16 protein-coding genes are annotated in these 23,202 nt (G+C 69.1%); 1 reads left to right on the top strand and 15 read right to left on the bottom strand.

Annotation, left to right across the window (positions count from 1 at the left end; translation table 11 throughout):
* The first annotated feature begins 9 nt into the window (after nt 1-9).
* Nucleotides 10-4,524, top strand: a complete 4,515-nt coding sequence (locus BLW09_RS03520; RefSeq protein WP_089908530.1) for an FtsK/SpoIIIE domain-containing protein — start codon at nt 10-12, stop codon at nt 4,522-4,524.
* A 39-nt stretch (nt 4,525-4,563) separates the two neighbouring features.
* Here BLW09_RS03520 and BLW09_RS03515 read toward each other — a convergent pair whose 3' ends face one another.
* The 15 genes from BLW09_RS03515 to rpoC all read right to left on the bottom strand — a co-directional run bounded on the left by BLW09_RS03515 (nt 4,564) and on the right by rpoC (nt 23,163).
* Nucleotides 4,564-5,058, bottom strand: a complete 495-nt coding sequence (locus BLW09_RS03515) for a DUF6121 family protein (RefSeq protein WP_089908527.1) — start codon at nt 5,056-5,058, stop codon at nt 4,564-4,566.
* Between the two features lie 23 nt (nt 5,059-5,081).
* The gene (locus BLW09_RS03510; protein ID WP_089908525.1) at nt 5,082-6,197 is read right to left on the bottom strand and encodes a hypothetical protein; all 1,116 of its coding nucleotides are present in this window, start codon (nt 6,195-6,197) and stop codon (nt 5,082-5,084) included.
* Nucleotides 6,198-6,302: 105 nt separating this feature from the next.
* A complete protein-coding gene (locus tag BLW09_RS03505; protein ID WP_089908522.1) occupies nt 6,303-7,040 on the bottom strand; it encodes a hypothetical protein in 738 nt (245 codons plus the stop codon).
* A complete protein-coding gene (locus tag BLW09_RS03500; RefSeq protein ID WP_089908520.1) occupies nt 7,037-7,699 on the bottom strand; it encodes a hypothetical protein in 663 nt (220 codons plus the stop codon). Before BLW09_RS03500 ends, BLW09_RS03505 begins: the two co-directional genes overlap by 4 nt.
* On the bottom strand, nt 7,696-8,745 hold the full coding sequence (gene pilM / locus BLW09_RS03495; RefSeq protein ID WP_089908517.1) for a type IV pilus assembly protein PilM: 1,050 nt from the start codon (nt 8,743-8,745) through the stop codon (nt 7,696-7,698). Before pilM ends, BLW09_RS03500 begins: the two co-directional genes overlap by 4 nt.
* Before the next feature lie 15 nt (nt 8,746-8,760).
* Complete coding sequence (locus BLW09_RS03490; protein ID WP_089908515.1) at nt 8,761-9,612, bottom strand: prepilin peptidase; 852 nt, start codon at nt 9,610-9,612, stop codon at nt 8,761-8,763.
* Nucleotides 9,609-11,384: a pilus assembly PilX family protein gene (locus BLW09_RS03485; RefSeq protein ID WP_231947039.1), complete on the bottom strand. Its 1,776-nt coding sequence runs from the start codon at nt 11,382-11,384 to the stop codon at nt 9,609-9,611. The genes BLW09_RS03490 and BLW09_RS03485 overlap by 4 nt, the downstream gene beginning before the upstream one ends.
* Nucleotides 11,381-12,097, bottom strand: coding sequence for a prepilin-type N-terminal cleavage/methylation domain-containing protein (locus BLW09_RS03480; protein ID WP_089908511.1), 717 nt, complete (start codon nt 12,095-12,097; stop codon nt 11,381-11,383). Before BLW09_RS03480 ends, BLW09_RS03485 begins: the two co-directional genes overlap by 4 nt.
* Nucleotides 12,094-13,521: a type IV pilus modification PilV family protein gene (locus BLW09_RS03475; RefSeq protein WP_089908508.1), complete on the bottom strand. Its 1,428-nt coding sequence runs from the start codon at nt 13,519-13,521 to the stop codon at nt 12,094-12,096. The genes BLW09_RS03480 and BLW09_RS03475 overlap by 4 nt, the downstream gene beginning before the upstream one ends.
* A 107-nt stretch (nt 13,522-13,628) precedes the next feature.
* The gene (locus BLW09_RS19170) at nt 13,629-14,081 is read right to left on the bottom strand and encodes a type II secretion system protein (RefSeq protein WP_231947038.1); all 453 of its coding nucleotides are present in this window, start codon (nt 14,079-14,081) and stop codon (nt 13,629-13,631) included.
* 175 nt (nt 14,082-14,256) lie between these two features.
* A complete protein-coding gene (locus BLW09_RS03465; RefSeq protein WP_157696897.1) occupies nt 14,257-15,483 on the bottom strand; it encodes a type II secretion system F family protein in 1,227 nt (408 codons plus the stop codon).
* A complete protein-coding gene (locus BLW09_RS03460) occupies nt 15,483-17,057 on the bottom strand; it encodes a type IV pilus twitching motility protein PilT (protein WP_231947037.1) in 1,575 nt (524 codons plus the stop codon). The genes BLW09_RS03465 and BLW09_RS03460 overlap by 1 nt, the downstream gene beginning before the upstream one ends.
* A gap of 8 nt (nt 17,058-17,065) precedes the next feature.
* Entirely contained in the window at nt 17,066-18,730 is a 1,665-nt protein-coding gene (locus BLW09_RS03455; RefSeq protein WP_089908505.1) for a GspE/PulE family protein, read from the bottom strand.
* 250 nt (nt 18,731-18,980) lie between these two features.
* Nucleotides 18,981-19,205 (bottom strand): hypothetical protein, encoded by a 225-nt coding sequence (locus tag BLW09_RS03450; protein ID WP_089908502.1) that lies wholly within the window; start codon nt 19,203-19,205, stop codon nt 18,981-18,983.
* An 82-nt stretch (nt 19,206-19,287) separates the two neighbouring features.
* On the bottom strand, nt 19,288-23,163 hold the full coding sequence (gene rpoC, locus BLW09_RS03445) for a DNA-directed RNA polymerase subunit beta' (protein ID WP_089908500.1): 3,876 nt from the start codon (nt 23,161-23,163) through the stop codon (nt 19,288-19,290).
* Between the last annotated feature and the right edge of the window lie 39 nt (nt 23,164-23,202).

Raw genomic sequence — 23,202 nt, 5'->3', positions numbered from 1 at the left:
GGTGCTGAAGTGCGACTGAAACTGACTCTCGCCCGCCCGTCCGGGACCAGCGATGACATCGTCGTCACCGCGGACGCCGCCGCCAGCATCGCCGAGGTCGCCTCGACCGTCGCGCGGATCGACCCGCGGAGGACCGGTCCGGTCGCCGCCCCCGGCGCGCTGACGCTGCGCGCGCAGCTCCCCGGGCAGGCCGACCCGCTCGTCCTCCCGCCGGACGCCCCGGTCGGCGAGGCGTGGATCGGGAGCGGTGCGACCGTCGCGCTGGCCGACGCCGGCCTCCACTACGTCTCCCCCGAGCTCGGCGACGTGCCGGTGGTCGCGACACTGCGGGTACTCAGCGGCCCGCAGGAGGGCGCGGAGTTCCCGCTGCGCGCAGGCAGCACCGTGCTGGGGCGCGACGAGTCGTGCGACATCGTGCTGCAGGATCCCCTCGTGTCGAAGCGCCACGTGCGCTTCGAGGCCGGCGACGGGGTGGAGGTCGTCGATCTGGGTTCGGCGAACGGCGTCGTCGTCGACGGCGGGCTGGTGACCCGGTTCACCGTCCGGCGCGCGGAGACGCTGCTGCTCGGCGACACCGAGGTGGAACTGGAGGTGAAGGCGGGGTCGGAGCTGCCCGCCGCGCCTCCCACCGCGGGCCCGGTGTTCTTCAATCGGTCGCCGCGGGTCGAGCGCCGCTACTCCGGCCAGGTCTTCCAGGCCCCCGAGGTTCCCGGCGAGAAGGACGACCCGCCCTTCCCGCTGCTCGCCATGATCACCCCGCTGCTGCTCGGCGGCGCGATGTTCTTCCTCACGAAGAACCCGACCAGCCTGCTCTTCGTGCTGCTGTCTCCGGTGATGCTGGTCGGCAACTACATCAGCGGCCGCACCCGCGGCAAGCGCAAGCTCAAGAAGCAGATCGCGCTGTTCGAGCAGCGGCTGGAGGCGCTCTCCACCAAGCTGGAGCAGGAGCGCCGGACGGAAGTCGAGCTGCGGCAGGCCGAGACGCCGACCACCGCGGACGCCCTGGCCGAGGCGGTCCGCCGCGGCCCGCTGCTCTGGACCCGGCGCCCGGAGCACTGGTCGTTCCTCAACCTGCAGCTGGGCCGGGGGACCATGCGCTCGCGCAACACCGTGCAGGCGGTCGACCGCGGCGAGCTCATCGTCGAGTTCCAGGATCGCCTCGACGCGGTGATCGCCGGCAACGCGACGGTGGACGACGTCCCCGTGCTCGACAACCTCTACGAGTCCGGCGCGCTCGGCATCGCCGGACCCACCGACCTGATCGCCGGATCGGTCAACTCGGTGCTGGTGCAGCTCACCGCGCTGCACTCGCCGTCCGAGCTGGCCGTCGCCGCGCTCGTCTCCCCGCGCTGGTCGCGCGAACTCGGCTGGCTCAAGTGGATGCCGCACACCTCCTCCCCGCACAGCCCGCTGGCCGGCGGCCACCTGGCCGACAGCGCCTCGTCCGCCGCCGGGGTGCTCAGCGCGCTCGAAGGTCTCGTGGAGGAGCGCCTCGCGTCCGCGAAGGCCGGCCCGCAGCGGCGCGGCGCCATGGAGCAGGAGAGCGCCGCCCTGGAGCGCGGCGCCGAGGTGGGACGCTCGCAGACCGGCAACGGCACGCCGTCCCCCGTCCCGGCCGTCGTGGTCGTCATCTCCGACGACGTCGCCGTCGACCGCGCCCGCCTCGTGCAGCTCGCGGAGGCGGCCGCCGACGCCGGCGTCTTCCCTGTCTGGATCTCGGACGACGTCGACCGGCTCCCGGCCGTCTGCCGCACCTTCCTGCAGCACACCGACCAGCCGCACCGCGCGCGTGCCGGGTTCGTCCGCATCGGCGAGACCGTGGAGGACGTCGTCACCGAGCCGGTCAGCGCCGCGACCGCGCTCGACTACGCCAAGCGGATGGCCCCCGTCATCGACGCCGGAGCCCTCGTCGCCGACGCCAGCGACCTCCCGCGCTCCGTGTCGCTGGTGACGCTGCTCGGACACGAGCTGGCCGAGTCGTCGAGTGCCGTGGTGGACCGCTGGCGGCAGAACGCCTCCATCCATGACCGCACGGCCGGGGCGAAGCCCGCGCGGCGGCGCCCGGGGACTCTGCGCGCGACGGTCGGCTCCGCCGGCGTCGACGCCATGCACCTCGACCTGCGCACGCAGGGGCCGCACGCCCTGGTCGGCGGCACCACCGGAGCCGGCAAGAGCGAGTTCCTGCAGGCGTGGGTGCTCGGGATGGCCGCCGAATACAGCCCCGACCGCGTCACGTTCCTGTTCGTCGACTACAAGGGCGGGTCCGCCTTCGCCGACTGCGTCAGCCTCCCGCACTGCGTCGGCCTGGTCACCGACCTCAGCCCGCACCTGGTGCGCCGCGCGCTCACCAGCCTCCGCGCCGAGCTGCACTACCGGGAGCACCTGCTCAACCGGAAGAAGGCGAAGGACCTGCTGGAGCTGGAGAAGCGCGGCGACCCGGACAGCCCGCCCGCGCTCGTCCTCGTCATCGACGAGTTCGCCGCGCTCGTCGGCGAGGTGCCGGAGTTCGTCGACGGCGTCGTCGACATCGCCCAGCGCGGACGCTCGCTCGGCATCCACCTCATCATGGCGACCCAGCGCCCGGCCGGTGTCATCAAGGACAACCTGCGCGCCAACACCAACCTGCGCATCGCGCTGCGGATGGCCGACGAGTCCGACAGCCAGGACGTGGTCGGCGTCGCCGATGCCGCCCACTTCGATCCGTCCATCCCCGGCCGCGGCATGGCGAAGACCGGACCCGGCCGCCTGGTGCGGTTCCAGTCGGCGTACGCGGGCGGCTGGACTACCCGCGAACCCGAGCGCGCGGGCGTCGAGGTCGCCGAGCTCCGCTTCGGCGGCGAAGTGCGCTGGGAGGAGGAGCGGCCCGCGGAGGAGCCGGATCGCGACCTCGGCCCGACCGACCAGCAGCGGATGGTCGCCGCGATCGTCCGCGCGCAGTCCGCCGCGCACATCCCTGCTCCCCGGCGCCCGTGGCTCGACGAGCTCGCCGCCGCGTACGACCTGGGGCTGCTGCGGCAGCGCACCGACGCCGAGCTGCTGCTCGGCGTGTCCGACATCCCGGACCGCCAGGAGCAGCGTCCCGTCTACTTCCAGCCCGACGTCGACGGCAACCTCGCCGTCTACGGCACCGGCGGCTCCGGCAAGTCGACGGTGCTGCGCACGCTCGCCTCCGCCGCCGCGATCACTCCGCGCGGCGGGCCCGTGCACGTCTACGGCCTCGACTTCGGCGCCGGGAGCCTGCGGATGCTGGAGAAGCTGCCGCACGTCGGCTCGATCATCCCCGGCGACGACCCGGAGCGCATCATCCGGCTGTTCCGGATGCTGAAGCAGACGCTCGAGGACCGCGGCCCGCGCTTCGCCGAGGCGAACGCGTCCAACATCACCGAGTACCGGTCGCTGACCGGGCGGCAGGAGGAGCCGCGCATCCTGCTGCTCGTCGACGGCTTCCCCAGCTTCCGGGAGGACTTCGAGATCCCGGCCGGGCGGTCGCAGTGGTACGACGTGTTCCGGGACCTGCTGGCCGACGGCCGGCGCCTCGGGATGCACGTCGCGCTGACCGGCGATCGTGCCGGCGCCGTCCCGACCTCGATCGGATCGCTGGTCCAGCGCCGCGTCGTCCTGAGGCTCGCGGACGACGGCTACGGCATGCTCGACGTGCCCAGCGACATCCTGTCGCCCGCCTCTCCCCCGGGTCGCGCGATCGTCGACGGCTACGAGACCCAGATCGCCGTGCTGGGCGGCTCGCGCGCCGTCGCGGACCAGTCGGAGGCCGTGCGGCGGCTCGCCGAAGCGATGGAGCGCGCCGGCATCCCCACGGCACCCGCGGTCGGCTCCATGCCGAAGGAGCTGGACCCTGCCTCGCTGCCGGACAGCATCGGCGGACTGCCCGTGCTCGGCATCGGCGACATCGACCTCGGCCCGCTCGGCTTCGAGCCGTCCGGCACGCTGCTCGTCGCCGGCCCCCCGGCCAGCGGTCGCACGACAGCGCTGGCGGCAGTGGCGGATGCGGTGGCACGCTTCGACGCCGAGACGCGCCTGTACTACGTGGGAAGCGCCCGCTCCCCGCTGTCCGCATCGTCGCTGTGGACGGACCGCGCCCTCACCCCTGCGGACGCGGCCGAGCTGGCGAAGGACCTCACCGTCGCCATCGCCGACCCGGACACCGAAGGCCGGATCGCGGTGTTCGTGGAGAGCATCGGCGACTTCCTGCAGACCCCCGCCGACTCGCCCCTCGTTGAGCTGATCCGCGCCGTCCGCCGGAGCGACCACCTGCTCGTCGCCGAGGCGGAGTCGAGCGCGTGGGGCACGTCGTGGCCGCTGCTCGGCGAGGTGAAGAACGGCCGGCGCGGCCTGCTGCTGCAGCCGGACTCGGTCGAGGGCGACATCCTGCTCAAGACGCCGCTGCCGCGGATGGGCCGGTCGGAGTTCCCTCCCGGTCGCGGCGTGTTCATCCAGAAGGGCGGCTTCACGCGGGTGCAGGTGCCGCTGGTGGATGCGTCGCTGCCGGCGCGCGTCCGCGTCTGATCGGCCTCGGCGGCTACTGCTGGCGGCTACTGCTGGCGGCTACTGCTCTTCGTCGCCCTCCCACGGCCAGCGCGGACGCCCACGCTGCCGGAACCGTCCGACGAGCACCAGCTGATAGAGCAGCGTCACCGCGAACGCCAGGATCGCGATCGTGATGGCCGGCCAGCGCACCAGCTGCGCGAACGCGAACAGGAAGTAATGGAATGGATCGTTCGGATCGCCGGCCGCACCCGCGACCCCGCCCGCCGCGATGAAGACCGCGTAGCAGGCGACGCCGACGCCGAACGCGACCCCGGGCGAGATCCGCTGCCGCTCGGCGGGAACGCGGGTGCCCAGCACGATGAGGAACACCAGCAGCATGACCGCCGACGCGATCACCATGACCGGCCCGACGATCGGCCCGACCTGGGGGTCGGCGACGACATCGCTGTCGGTCGCGAGGGAGACCAGCCCGAACACGGCGACGACCAGGGCGAGGTAGAGCCCCGTCGCGAAGAAGGCGACCACGGTCGCGTAGACGCGCTCGTCACGCATGGTCGGCTGAGCGTCCTCCCCGGTCAGTACCCCTGCTGCGCGTAGGCGGCGACGGCCTGGTTCTGCGCGTCGGCGACCTGCTGCTCGTAGTCGGCCTGCGCCTCCGCGTTGCGCGCCTTCAGCTTGCGGCCGCGCGCGGCGAGCCAGGCGCCCGTCCAGATCGACATCTCGCGCGCGATGACGCCGGCGAGCACGGCGAACGGGTTGACCCACGCACTGCGGATGAGGATCGCGAACTCGTCCGGGTTGCGCTGCCAGTACTGCGCGTCGATCAGCCCGGCGCCGATGTAGACGAAGTACACGAACACCGCGACGAAAAGCCCGCCGAGGATGTAGGCCCACCAGCGCGCACGGTTCAGGATCTGGATGAGGACGACCATCCCGATGAAGAACGCCACGACGGGTGCCCACCCACGGAGCCCGAACGCGGGACCGCCGGTGAAGAACTGGACGAGCGCCGGGCCGAACTCGTTGCTCGGCGTCAACAGGGATCCGACGATAAGCACGGCGCCGGCCCACAGCACGGCGAACGCGACCGTGCCGACGAGCGCGATGAGGATGCCGATCCCGCGGTTGCTCTTCTTCTTCGGCGGCTCGGGGCGCTGCAGGTAGATCGGGGCGACCGGCTGCGGGGCGGGAGCGGCTGTCCCGTCCGCGGGCGGGGTGCCGTACGCGGTCGTGGGGGCCCCGGTCGTGGGGGCCCCGGTCGTCTCGGCCTGGCGGACGGTCGCGGCTTCGGCGGCGACGATCACCGGGGTCGCCGACTCGACGGGGGACGCGGTGTCGACCGTGGCGTCGCCGGCGGCGGTCGCGCCCGGCTCGGTGCTCGAGCGCGCGACGGCCGCGGCCACGTCGTCGTCGCTCGTCACGACGGGCTCCGGCTCGGCGATCGCGGCGGGACGCTGCGGCTCGGTGGCGGCCGGGACGGCGGCATCCTGCTCGTCGTCCCCGGCGGGACGGTTGATGTGTCCGCGCGCCGACACCGGGTTCGACGGCGGCTCGACGACCTGTGCTCCGGTGTCGGTGGCCGGCTCCGCGGCGGCGGATTCCGCCGGGGCGGTGGCAGGGGCGGCCTGCTCGTCGGCCGGCGCGGGCTCGTAGCTCGCGCGCTTGGGCGCAGACTCCGGCGTGTCGGTCATCGTTGGCTCCTCTATCGGCCCGGCGGGCCCGTCGTCGCCCACTGTAGCAACGGCACGCGTGGAGTCCAGGGAGGCGTACCGGATCGGCTCAGTCGTCCTCCGCGATCACTTCGACGCCTCCGCCGTCGATCCCGACGTGGTTCCGGTCCCGCCCTGAGCTGTTGCCCCGGCCGGAGTGACGGCATAAATGTATCCGCCGATCGTCGCGTCCACCGTCCCTTCTGGGACGCCTTCGTCCGTCGACGGCGACGACGAGAGAGCCGTCACCAGGAAGAGCCGCTCCCCCTTCTGCGCACCAGCCAGGAAGTCCAGCACCTGACTCAACGAGCCACGGACTCCGACCTGAACAGGAGTCGCGAAGAAGTTCGTCGAGGTGATGAGAGGACTGGTCACCGGTGCGGGGGCCGCCGGACTGGCCGACGGCGACGGTGTCGGAGCGGGGGTCGCGGTCGAACCGGACGCGGTGGGCGTGGGCTCGGCCGGCGCGACCGGCGGTTTGTACGACACCGCATCCGAGAACGTCAACGAGCGGATCGTGACCCCGGTGCCCGCCGCAACCCCGTTCAGCTCCGTGACGAACGTGGACGACTCCGTGCCGCTCGGAACGGATGCCGCCAGCGCGGCCAACCGGGCCGTCAGCTCGGGGAGTCGGTCGTGCTCCGACTTGAGCTTGGCGAGGACGGCCTCGTATCGGGCGTTCGTCTGCTCGACGTCGATCCGCTGGACCGTCGCGGTGGCGGCCGCCGCCAGTTGCGGCTGGACGCCGACGATCCATCCGAGGACGAGGACGACCACCGTGATCAACACGGAGCCGATGATCCACAGTCTGTTGGAGTTCTTCATTTCTTCTCCTGGCCGCCGAAGCGCTCGGAGTACGCGCGCTGGTCGATGTGCATCGTGATGTTCACCGTGTACTCGGCGGACTGCTCGTCGAGTGTGACCGAGCCGGGGACCGCGTCCACGAAGCCGGGTAGCGACTTCAGGGCGTCCAGCCAGGACGGCACCTGCGGAAGCTGGGGGCTGCGCGCGGAGATCGTGAGCGTCGCCACTCGGGCGCCCTGCAACGGCGCGGTCGCTTGCACGTACGTGACCAGGGGCGAGGCGGAGTCGATCGTGATGGTCTGCAAGGTCACCGTGGGCGGAAGGGTCTGCTGGACCTTGACGAGGTAGTCGCGCCAGTCGATCTCGCTCGAGGCGCCCACCTTCTGCGCCGCCTCGACGGTCGTGATGTCGTCCTGCACTTTGCGGACCTCGACGTACTTTCCCTGTTGGGCCAGGAGATCCGTCGTGGCGTTCTGCGCGGTGCGCAGCTGACCGCTCGCCGAGGCCGCCAGCAGGCCGGAGCCCACGACCCCGGCGACGGTCAGCAGAAGAACGCCCACGACGCCCAGCGCTAGGGCACGGCGCGTCGCCGCTCCTCGGCGCAGAGCCCTGATCTCGTCGGGTAGGAGGTCGACGCGCGGCTCGCCGCCGACCACGAGCAGTTCTCCCTTGGCGCTCATGCGGCGCTCCCCAAAGCCAGACCGAGTGCCACGCCGGGCACCGATCGGTGCTGTCGCAGAGCATCGACGTCCAAGCGCCGAGCGAGACCCACGGAGCCGAGCGGGTCGCCCATTGCGACCGGGAGCCGCGTCATCTCCGACAGCGCCTCCTGCAGCCCCTGAAGCGACGCACCGCCGCCGGTCAGGATGATGCCGTCGACAGAGGCCGGCTGGCGGGTGTTCACGTAGTAGGTGATGGTGTTGCGAAGGCTCGTGAGCAGATCGCTGGTCACGCGGTAGATGACCTCCACCGCGCGTTGCTCCTCGACACTCGAGACGGAGGACGCGAGACCCAGCCCGACCTTGACCCTCTCCGCTGCAGCCTCGTCGAGGTCGAGCTCCGTGCGGAGTGCGCGTGTCAGGTCCGCTCCCCCGGTCGGGATGATGCGGACGAACTGCGGAACCCCGTCCGTCGCGATGAGCACGCACGTCGTGTCCGCACCGATCTCGATCAGTGCTCTCGTCCCCGCGGCCCGCTGCCGGCCGATCATGACCCGGCTGAGGGCGAAGGGGTTCAGATCGACGTTCAGCGTGTTGAGCCCGGCCAGCCTCACCGCCTTCACGTTGGCGAGCACGGCGTCCTTGATCGCGGCGATCAGCAGTCCGTTCACTACGGGGCCCGATTCGGTGACCGTCTCGGAGATGGGATAGAAATCGAGGAGCGCTTCCGACGCCGGCACGGGGAGCATGTCCTGCACGGTGAAGGGAAGCGTCTCCCGGATTCGGCGCAACGACATGCGCGGAACGGTCAGATCGCGGGCGAGGACGCGCTGGTTGCCCATCCCGAGCACGACGTTCCTGCTGCTGAAGCCGTTCTGCTTCCAGAGCGCTTTCATGGTTCCGGCGAAGGTGTTCGGTTCGATCACCTCGCCACGACTGGCGGAGCCCTCCGGCAGCGGCACCTCGCCGTAGCGGAGCAGCGTCGACCGGCCCTTCGCCGAGATGCGCACCTCCGCGGCGCGCACGGTCGTCCTCCCGATGTCGACACCGACGATCGTGGATGCCATCGAATCCTCCTTCACCTAGGCCGGCGCGACCAGCGCCAGGTATGACTGCCACAGCATGGGGCCGGCCAGGATGCCGACCCATGCGCCCGCGAACATCCACGGGCCGAAAGGGATCCCGTGCCGTCGACCGCGGCGCGCAAGCATGACGCCGATCCCGAAGAGACCCCCGAGCACGAAGGCGGCGAACGCACCGATCAGCAGCGGTCCGACGCCGAGGAACCCCAAGTACAGCCCCAGCACGCCGGCGAGCTTCACGTCACCGAACCCCATGCCGCGCGGCGAGACCAGCGCGATGATCAGGTACAGGATGAACAGGCCGGCCATGCCGATTCCCGCCGACGCCAACGACCCCAGGTCTCCCGACACCAGACTGCTCGCGCCGAGCAGCACCGAACCGACGATCAGGGAGGGGAGCACGATGACGTTCGGCAGACGCTGGGTGTCGAGATCGATCACAGACAGCGCGACGCTGATCGCCGCGAAGTACAGGAACGCTACGAGTTCGAGTGCGCCGGCGATAGCGTGCCGCGCGTCCGGCGCGACGAGCACCCCCGGCAGGAAGCGCAGCGCCGCGACGGCGAAGAGCACCGCGGTCGCGGTCTCGACCAGCGGGTATCTCCACGAGATCGGCTCGGCGCAATCGCGACACCGTCCGTGCAACAGCAGCCACGAGACCACGGGGATATTGTCGCGGGGGCGAATCGCTGCGCCGCACCCGGGACATGAGCTGCCCGGGGTGACGACGCTCATCCCGGCGGGGACGCGGTACGCGACGACATTGAGGAACGACCCGATCAGGAGCCCGAATACAGCGACCCCGACGAAGATCGAACCCGTCCACAGGGACGCGGTCGCGGCGGCGCTCACAGGATCGTCCCGTCGGCGGCGAACGCCGTCTTGACCTCGACGAGGACGCTCACGCCATAGCTCGTCGACACCGGAGAGAGGAACTTCGGCGGGGCGACGTAACGGAACCGCGGGTCGTAGACGTAGTTCTTGGTGTAGCCGTTACTACCGCGTGTGACGATGCCACGGAACTTCTGCGCGATCGCCCCCATGACGGTCAACGTTCCACGCCCGCCGCCGCGATCGTAGTTCTGCACCTGGAAGGTGTGCGCAACGGACAGCACGGCTGCCTGGATGGTGCGCCCGCTGCCCGTCAGCAATGGTGCGTTGTTGACATCCATCGGGTTGTACACGAAGACCGCATTGTTGCCGACGAGGCCGAGGATGTCCGCGTTCGCATCCGCGTACTTCACGTCGCCTGTGACGTAGACGTAGTTCTCGGCGTACACCGTCTCCGCTCCCTTCAGGGTGCCTTTGACGAACAGGTCGCCGACGCGCGGCTGGTAGGACGTGGAGCTCGGCGCCACCTCGGCCGCCATCGGATATCCGAGGCCGTTGCCGTTGGACTGGCCGCTCGCTCCCTTGCAGGCGAGCGTTCCGCTCACGAGCTGGCAGGACAGCGTGGACGGGTACGCGTTCGAGGGCCAGTAGTTCGGGTCGCTCGAGGTGCTGGGGACGTTCTGCACGTAGATGAGGTTCTGCGCGATGACCGGTATGGTCGCGCCCGCCGCTGATCCCAATTGTCCGGTGGCGGTTCCGACCGGCCCGCACTCCGCCGGGGTCTGCGCCGCTCCGCTCGGCGGAGAACCGGACACCCGCGTCGACTTCGTCCACGGCGAGCGGATCGTCATCGTGCCGTTGCTGTTGTAGACGATCGAGGTCGGTCCCGTGTAGAGGCAGCCCGGGCGCGGAACATCGATGGGGAGATCGCTGCGCACTTCGTTCTTCATGGCGGCGTTCGTCGGCGGCATGCCGACGACGGGCGAGTAGGTCGGCGCGGTCGGATCGTCGAACTTCTGCCCGGTGCACGTGCTGCCCGTCGAGTCCTTCGCGATGTACCGCTTCCCCGAGGCCGGGTTGTAGGCCGTGGTCACCGACTGGGTGAACTCGGCATCGCACACCCGGATCGCGTCGTTCGAGTGGACGGGCCCATTGACGACATCACCGTTGCCGAAGGCGATCTCGGAGCAGCCCGACCCGCGACCGGCCCAGTAGTACTTGACACACGACTGCGGGTCTCCGCTGAGGTCGGGGTCTTGGATCTCGTAGTCGGTGAAGTACAGGAAGTCGATGAAACCCTGCTGCTTGAGATTCACGACGATGCTGCGGGTCGTCGTCCCGACTTTGCCCGTCGAACGCACACGGAGTACGCCGGTGGAGGCGTACTTGGAGTTGTCGACCTCGTATCGGAAGTACGCGTTCGTGCTTCCGTAGACCTGAGCCCACCCCTGGGTGCTGCCGACGCCGAATGCCGGGTTAGCCTGCGCTCCGGTCGGAAGCGACACCGAGCTGCCTGTGCTGAACGTCGAAGCAGGGTTGCCGTATTGCTGATAGGTGTTGTCGTTCGCCAGCCGGCTCTCATACTCCTCGACGCCCGCGTATGCGGCCGCCATCGCGCCGTTCCAGTCCTGATCGCTCCGAGCCGTGCGGACGCTGCTGACCGAGTAGGCGAGGGCGGTCGCGACGAGGACCATGAGCACCGCCGTGATACCGATCACCATCACCAAGGCCACGCCGCTTTCGTCCCGCCGCAGCCCGCGGCCCCAGGACGCTCCCCGTCGCACGAACATCATCCGAACGTCCTCGCCAGTCCGAGGTTCGGGATGCCGACGACGTTCTGCAGGGTGACCTGCTGCGAGGAGTCCGTCGCGCTGCTCCGGACGGTGAGCGCTATCGAGACCGCGGCGATCGAGCGGAGAGCGGTCGCGTCGGTGATGCCGTTGGGGCCGGTCGGGATCGGGATCGTCGAGTTGTCGGTCTTCACGAACGTGAACAGCTGGGTTCCACCTGCCGCGACCGAGGGAACCACGTACGACGCGATCGTGCGCGTCGACGCCGGCGTACTGGTCGCAGCGGGGAACAGCCAGTAGCCCGCCGCGTTCTGCGTCGCCGGCCAGCGCTTCTCGATGAGCGACCCGTTCGAGACCGAGAGTTCGATCATCACCGGCAATTCGGACGAGCCGCTGAGGTTGATGTAGGCGTACAGGCGCACCTTGTCGGCCATCGCCACCTCGAACGCCGGGTTGTTGAGGGGCTGGTTCTGGACCGGGTTGTCGGTGCCCGCGCGGATGACCCGGGAGATCTCATTCATCGCGTTCGACGCCTGCAGGCTGTTTCCATGCACATCCCGGCCGATCGACATGGCCTGCATGGAGCTGGTGTACAGCGCGGAGACCACCGTCGCGAAGATCCCGAGCAGACCGATCGCGACGATCAGCTCGGCGAGGGTGATCCCGCGCTCGTCGCGCCGGAGGTCGCGCAGACGGCCCAGCACCGTGCCGGTCATGATGCCACCCTCGGGTCGAAGGTGACGGCGTTCGAGCTCTCCTTGATGATCGTGGTGCCCGTGGACGGGGTCATCCCGGAGTTGCCGATCTGGCTGGTGGTCGCAGTCGAGCTGCCGCCCTGATAGAGCTTCCAGGTGCCCCACGGCAGCGCGAGCGTGACCGACTGGCTGCTCCCGGTGACCTTGCTGCCGAAGGTGTAGCTCATCGCGACCGGGCACCCGGGATTGCCGCTGGTGGTCGCCGCGGACTGGGAGACGGCGTTGATATACGCACCGTTCGCCTTGTTCAGGACGACGGTGATGACCCCCATCGTGACCTTTGCCGTATTGGCGGCCGGCTGGCCTGGCGAAGCGGCGACCGGATCGGGCCGGTGTCCGGAGTACGTGACCGAGCCGACCGTCGTGTCCGGCCAGGCCTCGGGGTCGAGCGCCGGGCAGACCTGGGACGATGTCACGGAGTCGACGTACTTGCCGGCCAGTACCGTGTACCCGTCGGCGTAGGGATGCAGCGGCACGGCCGATCCTGTGTACGGTCTGACGTAGTTGCCATAGGTGCTCAGGTAAGACAGGTCGAGGTTGGTGGGAACCAGGATTCCGGGCGTGGGCGCTGCGTTCACCGCCAGGGCGCTCGAGAAGAGACCGGCGTTGTCGAACTGGAAGGCCGCGGACGCCGACGTTCCCTGGGCGACGCCGACCGTCTTCGTGGCCGAGCCGAGGGTCTTGTTGTCGTCGGCGATGTATCCGGCCTTGGTGACGGTCACGTCATAGGTGCCAGGCGTCACCTTGAGGATGTAGCTGCAGCCCTGCACATCCGTGTTCGCGGGGGTGACCGTGAGGGCGGCGGCGGTGTTGCCGGTGACGCCGGGCGTCGGCACGGCGTTCACGGCGATGCCGGATCGATCGGTGCCATCCGGCCCGAAGACATGCACCAGGATGGTGCCCTTCGTCGGGTCGTTGATGCGGCTGTTGGGCGCGAGGAGGGTGTCGGCCACCGCCGGGACGGTGTCGTTGCGCATGCCGTCCCAGGTCACGGTCACCTTGACGCGCTTGTACTGGAGGGTGCTGCCGGCGGAGTTGGAACCGCAGTCGCCGTCGCCTCCGTTGAACGGCTCCCAGTTGGTCGAGCGCGAGACGTGGAACGTGACGCCGCCGACCACCACGTTCGTGGCGGTCGGCGTGTCATTGACGGTGAAGACATCGCTGACGGAGCGCACGAGGTCGATCTGCGATGCGGCGAGGTTGAGGGCCGTCTCGCGGTCGCGCGAGTCACGGACGTTGACCAAGCTGGCGGTGACCCCTGCCGCGATGCCGACCGAGACGATGCCGAAGATCGTCATGGCGACCAGGATCTCGATGAGGGTGAGGCCGGATTCGCCGCGCGCGAGAGGCGAGAGTCGTCGACCGAGTCGGCTGAAGATGCTCATCCGGGCGCTCACCTCCCTCTGGGCTGGATTGCTGGATGGTTGGGGAAAAGCGTGCCGGGGGTGGAGGTGCGAACGCACCCTCCACCCCCGGCATAGCGACGACCGAGTTACGGTGCCGCCGTGAACCCGCCGGTGTCGCTGCAGGTGCCCTTGGCGACGCCCTTCGTGTCGGTTGCCGCGAAGTTGGTGCCGGTGCTGCTCGTGCCCTGGACGCACCAGGCCTTCCCGTCGGTCGAAGCCTTCAGGATGAGCGCGGTGGTGTCCGTGCTCTTCGACAGTCCGTACTTGGAGTCCATCGTCGTGATGTCGCCGGCGGTGGGCAGGGCGCCCTTGTCCGTCTGGTAGGCCACGACCGCGGTCTTGGCGTTGGTCACGTCGGACTGGGTGGCGCTCTCCTTGGCGTTGTTCTGGATGCCGAGGTACACCGGGATCGCGATCGCGGCGAGGATGCCGATGATGATCACGACGACGAGGAGCTCGATCAGGGTGAAGCCCTTCTCGCCCTCTTCGAGCAGGCCCTTGCGGCGAGCGTTCAGCTTGCCCATGAGTCGGAAGTACATTGCAGGTTCCAATCGGTCGGGAGATTGCGGGGCGCCGATCGAGCGAGTCCCGTCCGGCTCGTCGATGGTATTTCCGGGCAAATTCACGGCAGAATCCCACAAACGGGGGCAATTACATTGATATGCCACCCCAGTACAGGGGCTCCCCATTCGAGTGACGCCGACCCTCGGGCGGTCACTTGACCAGGCTGGAGATCTGGAAGATGGGCATGTAGAGGGCGACCACCATCCCGCCGATGACGACTCCGAGGAAGGCGATCATGAGCGGTTCGATCATGGCGGTGAGCTGCTCTGTCGCCGCCTCGACCTCCTGGTCGTAGAAATCGGCGATCTTCGTCAGCATGGTCTCCAGCGAGCCGGAGTCCTCGCCAACAGCGATCATCTGCGTCACCATGCTCGGAAAGACCGGCTGTGCGGCGAGCGGCCCGGCGATCGACTCGCCCTGGCGCACCGAGTCCGCCACCTTCACCAGCGCATCTTCGATCACCCAGTTGCCGGAGGTCTCGCCGACGATCTTGAGGGCCTGCAGAATGGGCACGCCGGCGCTGATCATGTTGGCGAAGTTGCGGCTGAACCGCGCGACAGCGATCTTCTTCATCAACGGCCCGAACACAGGCAGCTTCAGCTTGATCGGATCGACTCGCCTGCGGACCGCTTGGCTGTTCTTGTTCCTGCTCCACCAGATCGCTCCGACGACGCCGATCACGAGGAGCGCCGGGGCGATCCAGACCATCGCGTGGGAGAGCTCCACGAGAATCAGCGTCGGCAGCGGCAATTGGCCGCCCAGGCCGGTGAACATGTTCTCGAAGACCGGCACGATGAAGAGCAGCATCGCGATCACGGCGACAATCGAGAGGCAGAGCACGATGACCGGATAGGTCAGCGCCGACTTGATCGTGCCGCGAAGCTTGACCTCCTTCTCGAAGTTCGTCGCGATCGACTCCAGAGAGCTGTCGAGGAAGCCTCCCGTCTCGCCGGCCCGGACCATGTTGATCATCAGAGGCGGAAAAGCGTCAGGAGTCTTCTGCAACGCCTCGGAGATCGCGACACCCGACTCGACGTCGTCGCGCACCGTCGCCATGATCGCGGCGAGCTTCTTGTTCTCCGTCTGTTCGGCGATGATGTTGAGCGTCCGCAGGATGGACAGCCCCGAGCCGATCATCGTCGCCATCTGACGGCTCATGATCGCAAGGTCCTTCAGCTTGACGCCGCTGCCGAACCCCAGCGAGATCTCGCGGTCCAGCCCTGTTCCTTCCGCGGCCTCCTCGATGGAGACGGGCGAGAGCCCCATCGTCTTGAGGCGCGCTGCCACCGAGCCCTGTCCCGTGGCCTCGAGTCTGCCCTTGACGATCTTCCCCTCGGCGGTTCGGCCGCGGTACGCGAACGTGGTGGTCGAAGCCATCACCGCACCTGCCCGGAGAAGCTGTCGCCGAAGTCCGGCTCGCTGGCGGCGAAGGCCTGCGCGGAGGCGTCGGTCGAGGAGTCAGCGCGCTGGATGAGGCGGCCGATGCTCTCCAGGTCGTGGGCCTTCTCCAGTGCGGCCGTCCGGGTGATCGCGCCGCTGTCCACCAGGTCGGCCAGATGCTGGTCCATGGTGTGCATGCCGTCGCCCGCGCCCGCCTGCATGGCGGAGGCGATCTGGTAGGTCTTCCCCTCCCGGATGAGGTTCGCGATCGCGGGGGTCATCATCAGCACCTCCGTCGCCACGACCCGGCCGCGGCCGGAGGCGCGCTTCACGAGCGTCTGGCAGACGACCCCCTGCAGCGTCCCGGCGAGCTGAGCGCGCACCTGTCCCTGCTGGTGCGGCGGGAAGACGTCGATGACGCGGTCGATGGTCTGCGGGGCGTCCTGCGTGTGCAGGGTGGCGAAGACGAGGTGGCCGGTCTCGGCGGCGGTCAGGGCGACCGAGATCGTCTCCAGGTCGCGGAGCTCGCCGATGAGGATCACGTCGGGGTCCTGCCGCAGCACGTGCTTCAGCGCGTTGTTGAAGCTGTGCGTGTCGTGGCCCACTTCGCGCTGGTTGACGATCGACTTCTTGTGGGTGTGCATGAACTCGATCGGGTCCTCGACCGTGACGATGTGGTCGGCACGCGTGGAGTTGACGAGGTCGATCAGCGCGGCGAGCGTCGTCGACTTGCCGGAGCCCGTCGGTCCGGTCACGAGCACGAGCCCGCGGGGCAGGGAGGCGAACCGGCCGATCTGCTCGGGGACGCCCAGCTCGCGCAGCTGCTTGATCTCGGTCGGGATCAGACGGAAGGCCGCCCCGATCGAGCCGCGCTGCTGGTAGAGGTTCACGCGGAAGCGGGAGTTGGCGGAGATGGTGAACGCGAAGTCCAGCTCGAGCTCGCGCTTGAACATCTCCTTCTGCCGTTCCGTCAGCAGGCTCATCAGCGCGCTCATCGTGCGCTCGGTCCCCCAGGGGGCCGCAGGGCCGGCGGGCGTCAGCGCGCCGTCGATCCGGACCATGGGCGGCGCTCCGACGGTGACATGCAGGTCGGAGGCCCGCTGGAGCACCACCTCCCGCAGGGCGGCGACCAGCTCGGGGTCTGCCTTCTCCAGAGCCTCGCGTTCGGTCGCGGTGAGGGTGGAGGTGTCCTCGTCGAAGGTGCGTGTCTCGCGGCCGGCGCCCTGACCGTTCGCCGCCTCCGCCTGCTGCGCGGCACGGCGTCCGCCCGGGACGAGACGGCTGGTCGGCGCGTGGTCGGCGAGGTCCCACACGGGAGCCTGCGCAGCGGGCGGCGGACCGGCGGGGACGACCGGGAGGTCGGCTCCCTCGGCGACAGGGGCAGGCGGAGGAGGTGCCGGCGCCGCCGCCGGCGCAGCCGCCGCGGCCGACCAGGTCGGCGGCGGGCTCAGCGGCGCACCCGGACCCGGCGTCCATCCTGCCGCGGTCGCGCCGGGCGGGGTCACGGGGATCTCGTAGACCGGCTTGGCCGTCGGCGGCGGGAAGCCGCCCCAGCTGTCGTCGTTCGTCATGTGCCCTCCTAGGCGACCACTCGCAGGATCTCTTCGATGGATGTGAGGCCGAGTTTGACTTTCTCCCAGCCGTCCTCCCGCAGGGTGAGCATCCCCTGCTCGCGCGCGGCGCGGCCGATCTCGGCGCTCGACGCCCGCTCGACGGCGAGGCGCTCGATCTCCTCGGTGACCGCCATCACCTCGTGGACGGCGATCCGGCCGCGGTAGCCCGTGTTCGAGCAGGCCGGGCAGCCGACGGGCACGAACATCGCCGGCGGCGCACCGTCGGCAGGGACCGGGAACCGCATCCTCCGCAGGTCCTCCGGCGCGTACGCACCGGGCTGCTTGCAGCGGTCGCACAGGCGGCGGGCGAGCCGCTGAGCGACCACGCAGTCGAGGGCGGAGCCGACGAGGAACGGCTCGATGTCCATCTCGGTCAGACGCGTCACGGCGCTCGGTGCGTCGTTGGTGTGCAGGGTCGAGAGCACGAGGTGGCCGGTGAGGGAGGCCTCGATCGCGATCTGAGCGGTCTCGTGGTCGCGGATCTCCCCCAGCAGCACCACATCCGGGTCGGAGCGGAGGATGCTGCGCAGCGCGCTCGCGAAGGTCAGTCCCGCTTTCGGGTTCACCTGCACCTGGTTGATGCCGGGCATGCGGTACTCGACCGGGTCCTCGACGGTGATCACGTTGATCTCGGGGCGCGCGACGGCGTTCAGGGTCGTGTACAGCGTCGTCGACTTGCCCGAGCCGGTCGGTCCGGTGACGAGGATCATGCCGTACGGCTTCGAGTACGACTCGCGGTAGATCTCGAAGTTGCGCTCGAGCAGGTTGAGGTCGGTCAGGGTCATGCCGGTGTTCGTGTTGTCGAGGATCCGCATGACGACCTTCTCGCCCCACACCGTCGGCAGCGTGGCGACGCGGAGATCGATCTGGCGGCCGCCGTGCACGACGGACATACGGCCGTCCTGGGGTTTGCGGCGCTCGGCGATGTCGATGTCCGACATGATCTTCAGCCGCGAGATGACGCCGTTCTGGATGCTCTTCGGCGCGGACTGCATGGCGTGCAGCACGCCGTCGATGCGGTAGCGCACCCGGACGTCGTGCTCGGCCGGCTCGATGTGGATGTCGGAGGCGTGGTCCTGGATCGCCTGGCTCACCAGCAGGTTCACGAACCGCACGATCGGGGCGTCGTCGTCGGACGACTCGGAGACGGCGGTGTCCTCGGAGGGCGCGGTCTCCTCTTCGAGGGTGGAGGTCAGGTCGCTGAGCTCGTCGTCGGCGCGGATGTAGCGGTCGATGGCCGAACGCAGGTCCGACTCCTCGGCCACCGCAGCCGCGACGTTCATCCGGGACGCCGCCCGGACGTCGTCGATCGCGAACACGTTGCCCGGGTCGGCCATGGCGACGACGATCATCCCGTCGGCCGTGGCGATCGGGAGGACGGTGTGGCGGCGGCAGATCGCGCCGGGGATGAGGGCGACGGCCGCGCGGTCGACCGGATAGTCGGCGAGCTCGACGAACGGGAGGCCGGCCTGCGCGGCGCGGGCCCGCGCCAGCTGGGATGAGCTGATGGCGCCGCGCGCCATCAGCTCGCGCACGACGGACTCGTCCGCCGCCGGCTCGGTCGCCACACGGTCGAGGTATTCGATCGGCAGGTGGCCGTGGAGGATGAGGATCTCGGTCATGGACGCCACGGGGACCTCCTACGGGAAGCGGCTGCCGACGGGGTCGGGTGAACGGCAGGCCCGCCGGTCGGAGGCGAGACTCCCCGGTCGACTGGGCGTAGCCACCCTATTCAGCGGCCGGAACCGGCCGACAGACCCGCGAGAGGGTGCCACACGCGTGGGGGGCACCCTCTCGCGGGGCGTGCTTCCATCCTCCGGTGGAGGGTGCGGACGGACCAGAGCCCCGAAGCGCGATAATGCGGACGAAGCCCGCCCGGGCTCAGCCGAGCTTGCCGCGACGGCTCGCCAGGTACACCAGGATGCCGGCGACGACCGCGCATCCCATCGTCGTGAGCCAGTAGGGCAGGGTCGCTGCGGCGTGGCCGGAGACGGCCTGGGCGACGCCCACGACGAAGCTCACCACAGCGACCACCAGGAGCACAGCTCCGAAGCCGAGCATGGCCCGCCCGGCGGTATCCGTGTACTGCAAGAGCTGGCGCCACATGCTCCCATTCTCCCAGGTCGAACGGGCCGCGAACGACGAAGGCCCCCGGCGCAGTGCGCCGGGGGCCTCGTCGTACGGGACCTTAGTTGTAGGTTCCGGGGGTGTAGTCGTCCGAGCTGAAGCTGTCGAAGTCGACGAAGCTCAGGTCGCTCTCGCTGAACGCGGAGTCATCGGCGAAGATGCGGTTGGGGTACCGCTCCGCCTTGGCCTCCTCGGTCGCCTCCACGGAGACGTTCCGGTAGCGCGACAGACCCGTTCCAGCCGGGATGAGCTTACCGATGATGACGTTCTCCTTGAGACCGATCAGCGGGTCGGACTTGCCCTCCATGGCCGCCTGCGTCAGGACGCGGGTGGTCTCCTGGAAGGACGCGGCCGACAGCCACGACTCGGTCGCCAGCGAGGCCTTGGTGATACCCATGACCTCCTGACGGGCGGACGCCGTCTTCTTTCCCTCCTGCAGCGCAGCACGGTTGATCTCGTTGTACCGCGAACGGTCGACGAGCTCACCCGGCAGCAGGTCGGTGTCGCCGTGGTCGACGACGGTGACCTTGCGGAGCATCTGGCGGACGATGACCTCGATGTGCTTGTCGTGGATCGGCACACCCTGCGAGCGGTAGACGCCCTGCACGCCGCCCACCAGGTGCTTCTGCACCTCGCGGACACCCTTGACCCGGAGGACCTCCTTCGGGTCGACCGTGCCGACGATCAGCTGCTGGCCGAGCTCGACGCGCTGTCCGTCCTCCACCAGGAGGGTCGAACGCTTCAGCACCGGGTAGACGTGCGGCTCGTCGCCGTTGTCCGGGGTCAGGATGACCTTGCGGGACTTGTCCGTCTCCTCGATGACGATGCGGCCGGCGGCCTCGGCGATCGGGGACGCACCCTTGGGGGTACGAGCCTCGAACAGCTCCTGGACGCGCGGCAGACCCTGGGTGATGTCGTCCGCGGAGGCCGAACCACCCGTGTGGAACGTACGCATGGTGAGCTGCGTTCCGGGCTCGCCGATCGACTGGGCGGCGATGATGCCGACCGCCTCGCCGATGTCCACCAGCTTGCCGGTCGCGAGCGAACGGCCGTAGCAGGCGGCGCAGACGCCGACCGCCGACTCACAGGTCAGCACGGAGCGGACCTTGATGTCGGTGACGCCGGCGGCGACCAGCTTGTCGATGAGCACGTCGCCCACGTCGTCGCCCGCCTTCGCGACCACGGTGCCGTCCGTGCCGACCGCGTCAGCGGCCAGCGTGCGGGCGAACACCGAGTTCTCGACGTTCGGGTCGCGGGTGAGGGCGCCGTCCGCACCGACCGTGGCGATCGGCAGGTCGAGACCCTTGGTCGTGCCGCAGTCGTCCTCGCGGATGATGACATCCTGCGAGACGTCCACCAGACGACGGGTCAGGTAGCCCGAGTCCGCCGTACGGAGAGCCGTGTCGGCCAGACCCTTACGGGCACCGTGCGTCGCGATGAAGTACTCCGCCACCGACAGCCCCTCGCGGTACGAGGAGATGATCGGACGAGGGATGATCTCACCCTTCGGGTTGTTCACCAGACCACGCATACCGGCGATGTTCCGGACCTGCAGCCAGTTACCACGGGCACCGGACGTCACCATGCGGTTGATGGTGTTGTCCGCCGGGAAGTTGGCGCGCATGGCCTCGGCAACCTCGTTGGTCGCCTCGGTCCAGATCTTCACCAGCTCCTGGCGACGCTCGAGGTCGGTCGTCAGACCCTTCTCGAACTCGGCGGTGATCTTGGCGGCCTTCTTCTCGTAGCCGGCCACGATCTGCGCCTTGTTCGGCGGGGTCAGGATGTCGCTCAGCGACACCGTGACGCCCGAGCGGGTGCCCCAGTAGAAGCCGGCGTCCTTGATCCGGTCGAGCGCCGCGGCGACCTCCACCTTCGGGTACCGCTCGGCCAGGGCGTTCACGATCGACGAGATCGTGCCCTTGTCGGCGACCTCCTCCACGTAGGGGTAGTCGGCCGGGAGCGTCTCGTTGAAGAGGGCGCGACCCAGCGTGGTCTCCACGATGGCGGTGATCGGCTCGGCGCCGGTGTCGGCCGCGTCGGACGGAACGTAGTTGTCCAGACGGATCTTCACCTTGGCGTTGAGGTGCAGCGTGCCCTGGTCCTTCGCGAGGATCGCCTCGGAGACCGAGGAGAACGCGCGACCCTCGCCCACAGCGCCCTCGCGGACGGTGGTGAGGTGGTGCAGACCGATGATCATGTCCTGCGAGGGCAGGGTGACCGGACGGCCGTCCGACGGCTTCAGGATGTTGTTCGAGGCGAGCATCAGGATGCGAGCCTCGGCCTGAGCCTCCACCGACAGCGGCAGGTGCACCGCCATCTGGTCGCCGTCGAAGTCCGCGTTGAACGCGGCGCAGACGAGCGGGTGGAGCTGGATGGCCTTGCCCTCGACGAGCTGCGGCTCGAACGCCTGGATGCCCAGACGGTGCAGCGTGGGAGCACGGTTCAGCAGCACGGGGCGCTCGCGGATGATCTCCTCGAGCACGTCCCACACCTGCGGGCGCGAACGCTCCACCATCCGCTTCGCGGCCTTGATGTTCTGAGCGTGGCTCAGGTCGATCAGGCGCTTGATGACGAACGGCTTGAACAGCTCCAGCGCCATCTGCTTGGGCAGACCGCACTGGTGCAGCTTGAGCTGCGGACCCACGATGATGACCGAACGGCCCGAGTAGTCGACGCGCTTTCCGAGCAGGTTCTGGCGGAAACGGCCCTGCTTGCCCTTCAGCATGTCGCTGAGGGACTTGAGGGCGCGGTTGCCGGTACCCGTGACGGGACGACCGCGGCGGCCGTTGTCGAACAGGGCGTCGACGGCCTCCTGCAGCATGCGCTTCTCGTTGTTCACGATGATCTCGGGAGCACCGAGGTCGAGCAGGCGACGCAGACGGTTGTTGCGGTTGATCACGCGGCGGTACAGGTCGTTCAGGTCGCTGGTGGCGAAACGGCCACCGTCGAGCTGGACCATCGGGCGCAGCTCCGGCGGGATCACCGGGACGACGTCGAGGACCATCGCGGCCGGCGAGTTGCCGGTCGCCAGGAACGACGAGACCACGCGCAGTCGCTTGATCGCGCGGATCTTCTTCTGGCCCTTGCCGGTGGCGATCTGCTCGCGGAGCAGCTCGGCCTCGGCGTTCAGGTCGAACGCCTGCAGGCGACGCTTGATCGCCTCGGCGCCCATGTAGGCCTCGAAGTACAGGCCGTAGCGGTCGACGAGCTCGTTGAAGTCCGCGTCCTCGGGCTTGAGGTCGCCGACCTTGAGGGTGCGGAACGACTCCCACACGCGCTCCAGGCGGGCGATGTCCTCGTCGAAGGACTTGCGGATCTGGCCCATCTCCTTCTCCGCCGTGTCCTTGACACGACGCTTCTGGTCGGCCTTCGCGCCTTCCTCCTCGAGCGCGGCGAGGTCGGTCTCGAGGCGCTGCAGACGCTCGGCGACGCGGGCGTCGCGCTGGTCGGACAGCGTCTTGATCTCGAGGCGCAGTTCGTTCTCGAGGCCGGGGAGGTCGGCGTGACGGCCGTCCTCATCCACCTCGATGACCATGTACGCGGCGAAGTAGATGACCTTCTCGAGGTCCTTCGGCGCCATGTCGAGCAGGTAGCCGAGACGGCTGGGCACACCCTTGAAGTACCAGATGTGCGTCACCGGGGCGGCGAGCTCGATGTGGCCCATGCGCTCACGACGGACGGAGGACTTGGTGACCTCCACGCCGCAGCGCTCGCAGACGATGCCCTTGAACCGGACGCGCTTGTACTTGCCGCACGAGCACTCCCAGTCGCGGGACGGTCCGAAGATCTGCTCGCCGAAGAGTCCATCCTTCTCCGGCTTCAGGGTCCGGTAGTTGATGGTCTCCGGCTTCTTGACCTCGCCGTAGCTCCAACGACGGATGTCGTCAGCGGTGGCCAGGCCGATACGCAGCTCGTCAAAAGTTGTTGCGTCGAGCAATGTTCCTTCTCTCCTATGGAAGATTCGTCAGTAGGTCTG

The organism is Leifsonia sp. 21MFCrub1.1, assembly GCF_900107895.1.
In the GTDB taxonomy this organism is placed as follows: Bacteria; Actinomycetota; Actinomycetes; order Actinomycetales; family Microbacteriaceae; genus Leifsonia; species Leifsonia soli.
The sequence above is the reverse complement of the archived record's forward strand: the minus strand, read 5'-3'. Positions and strand labels throughout refer to the sequence as shown.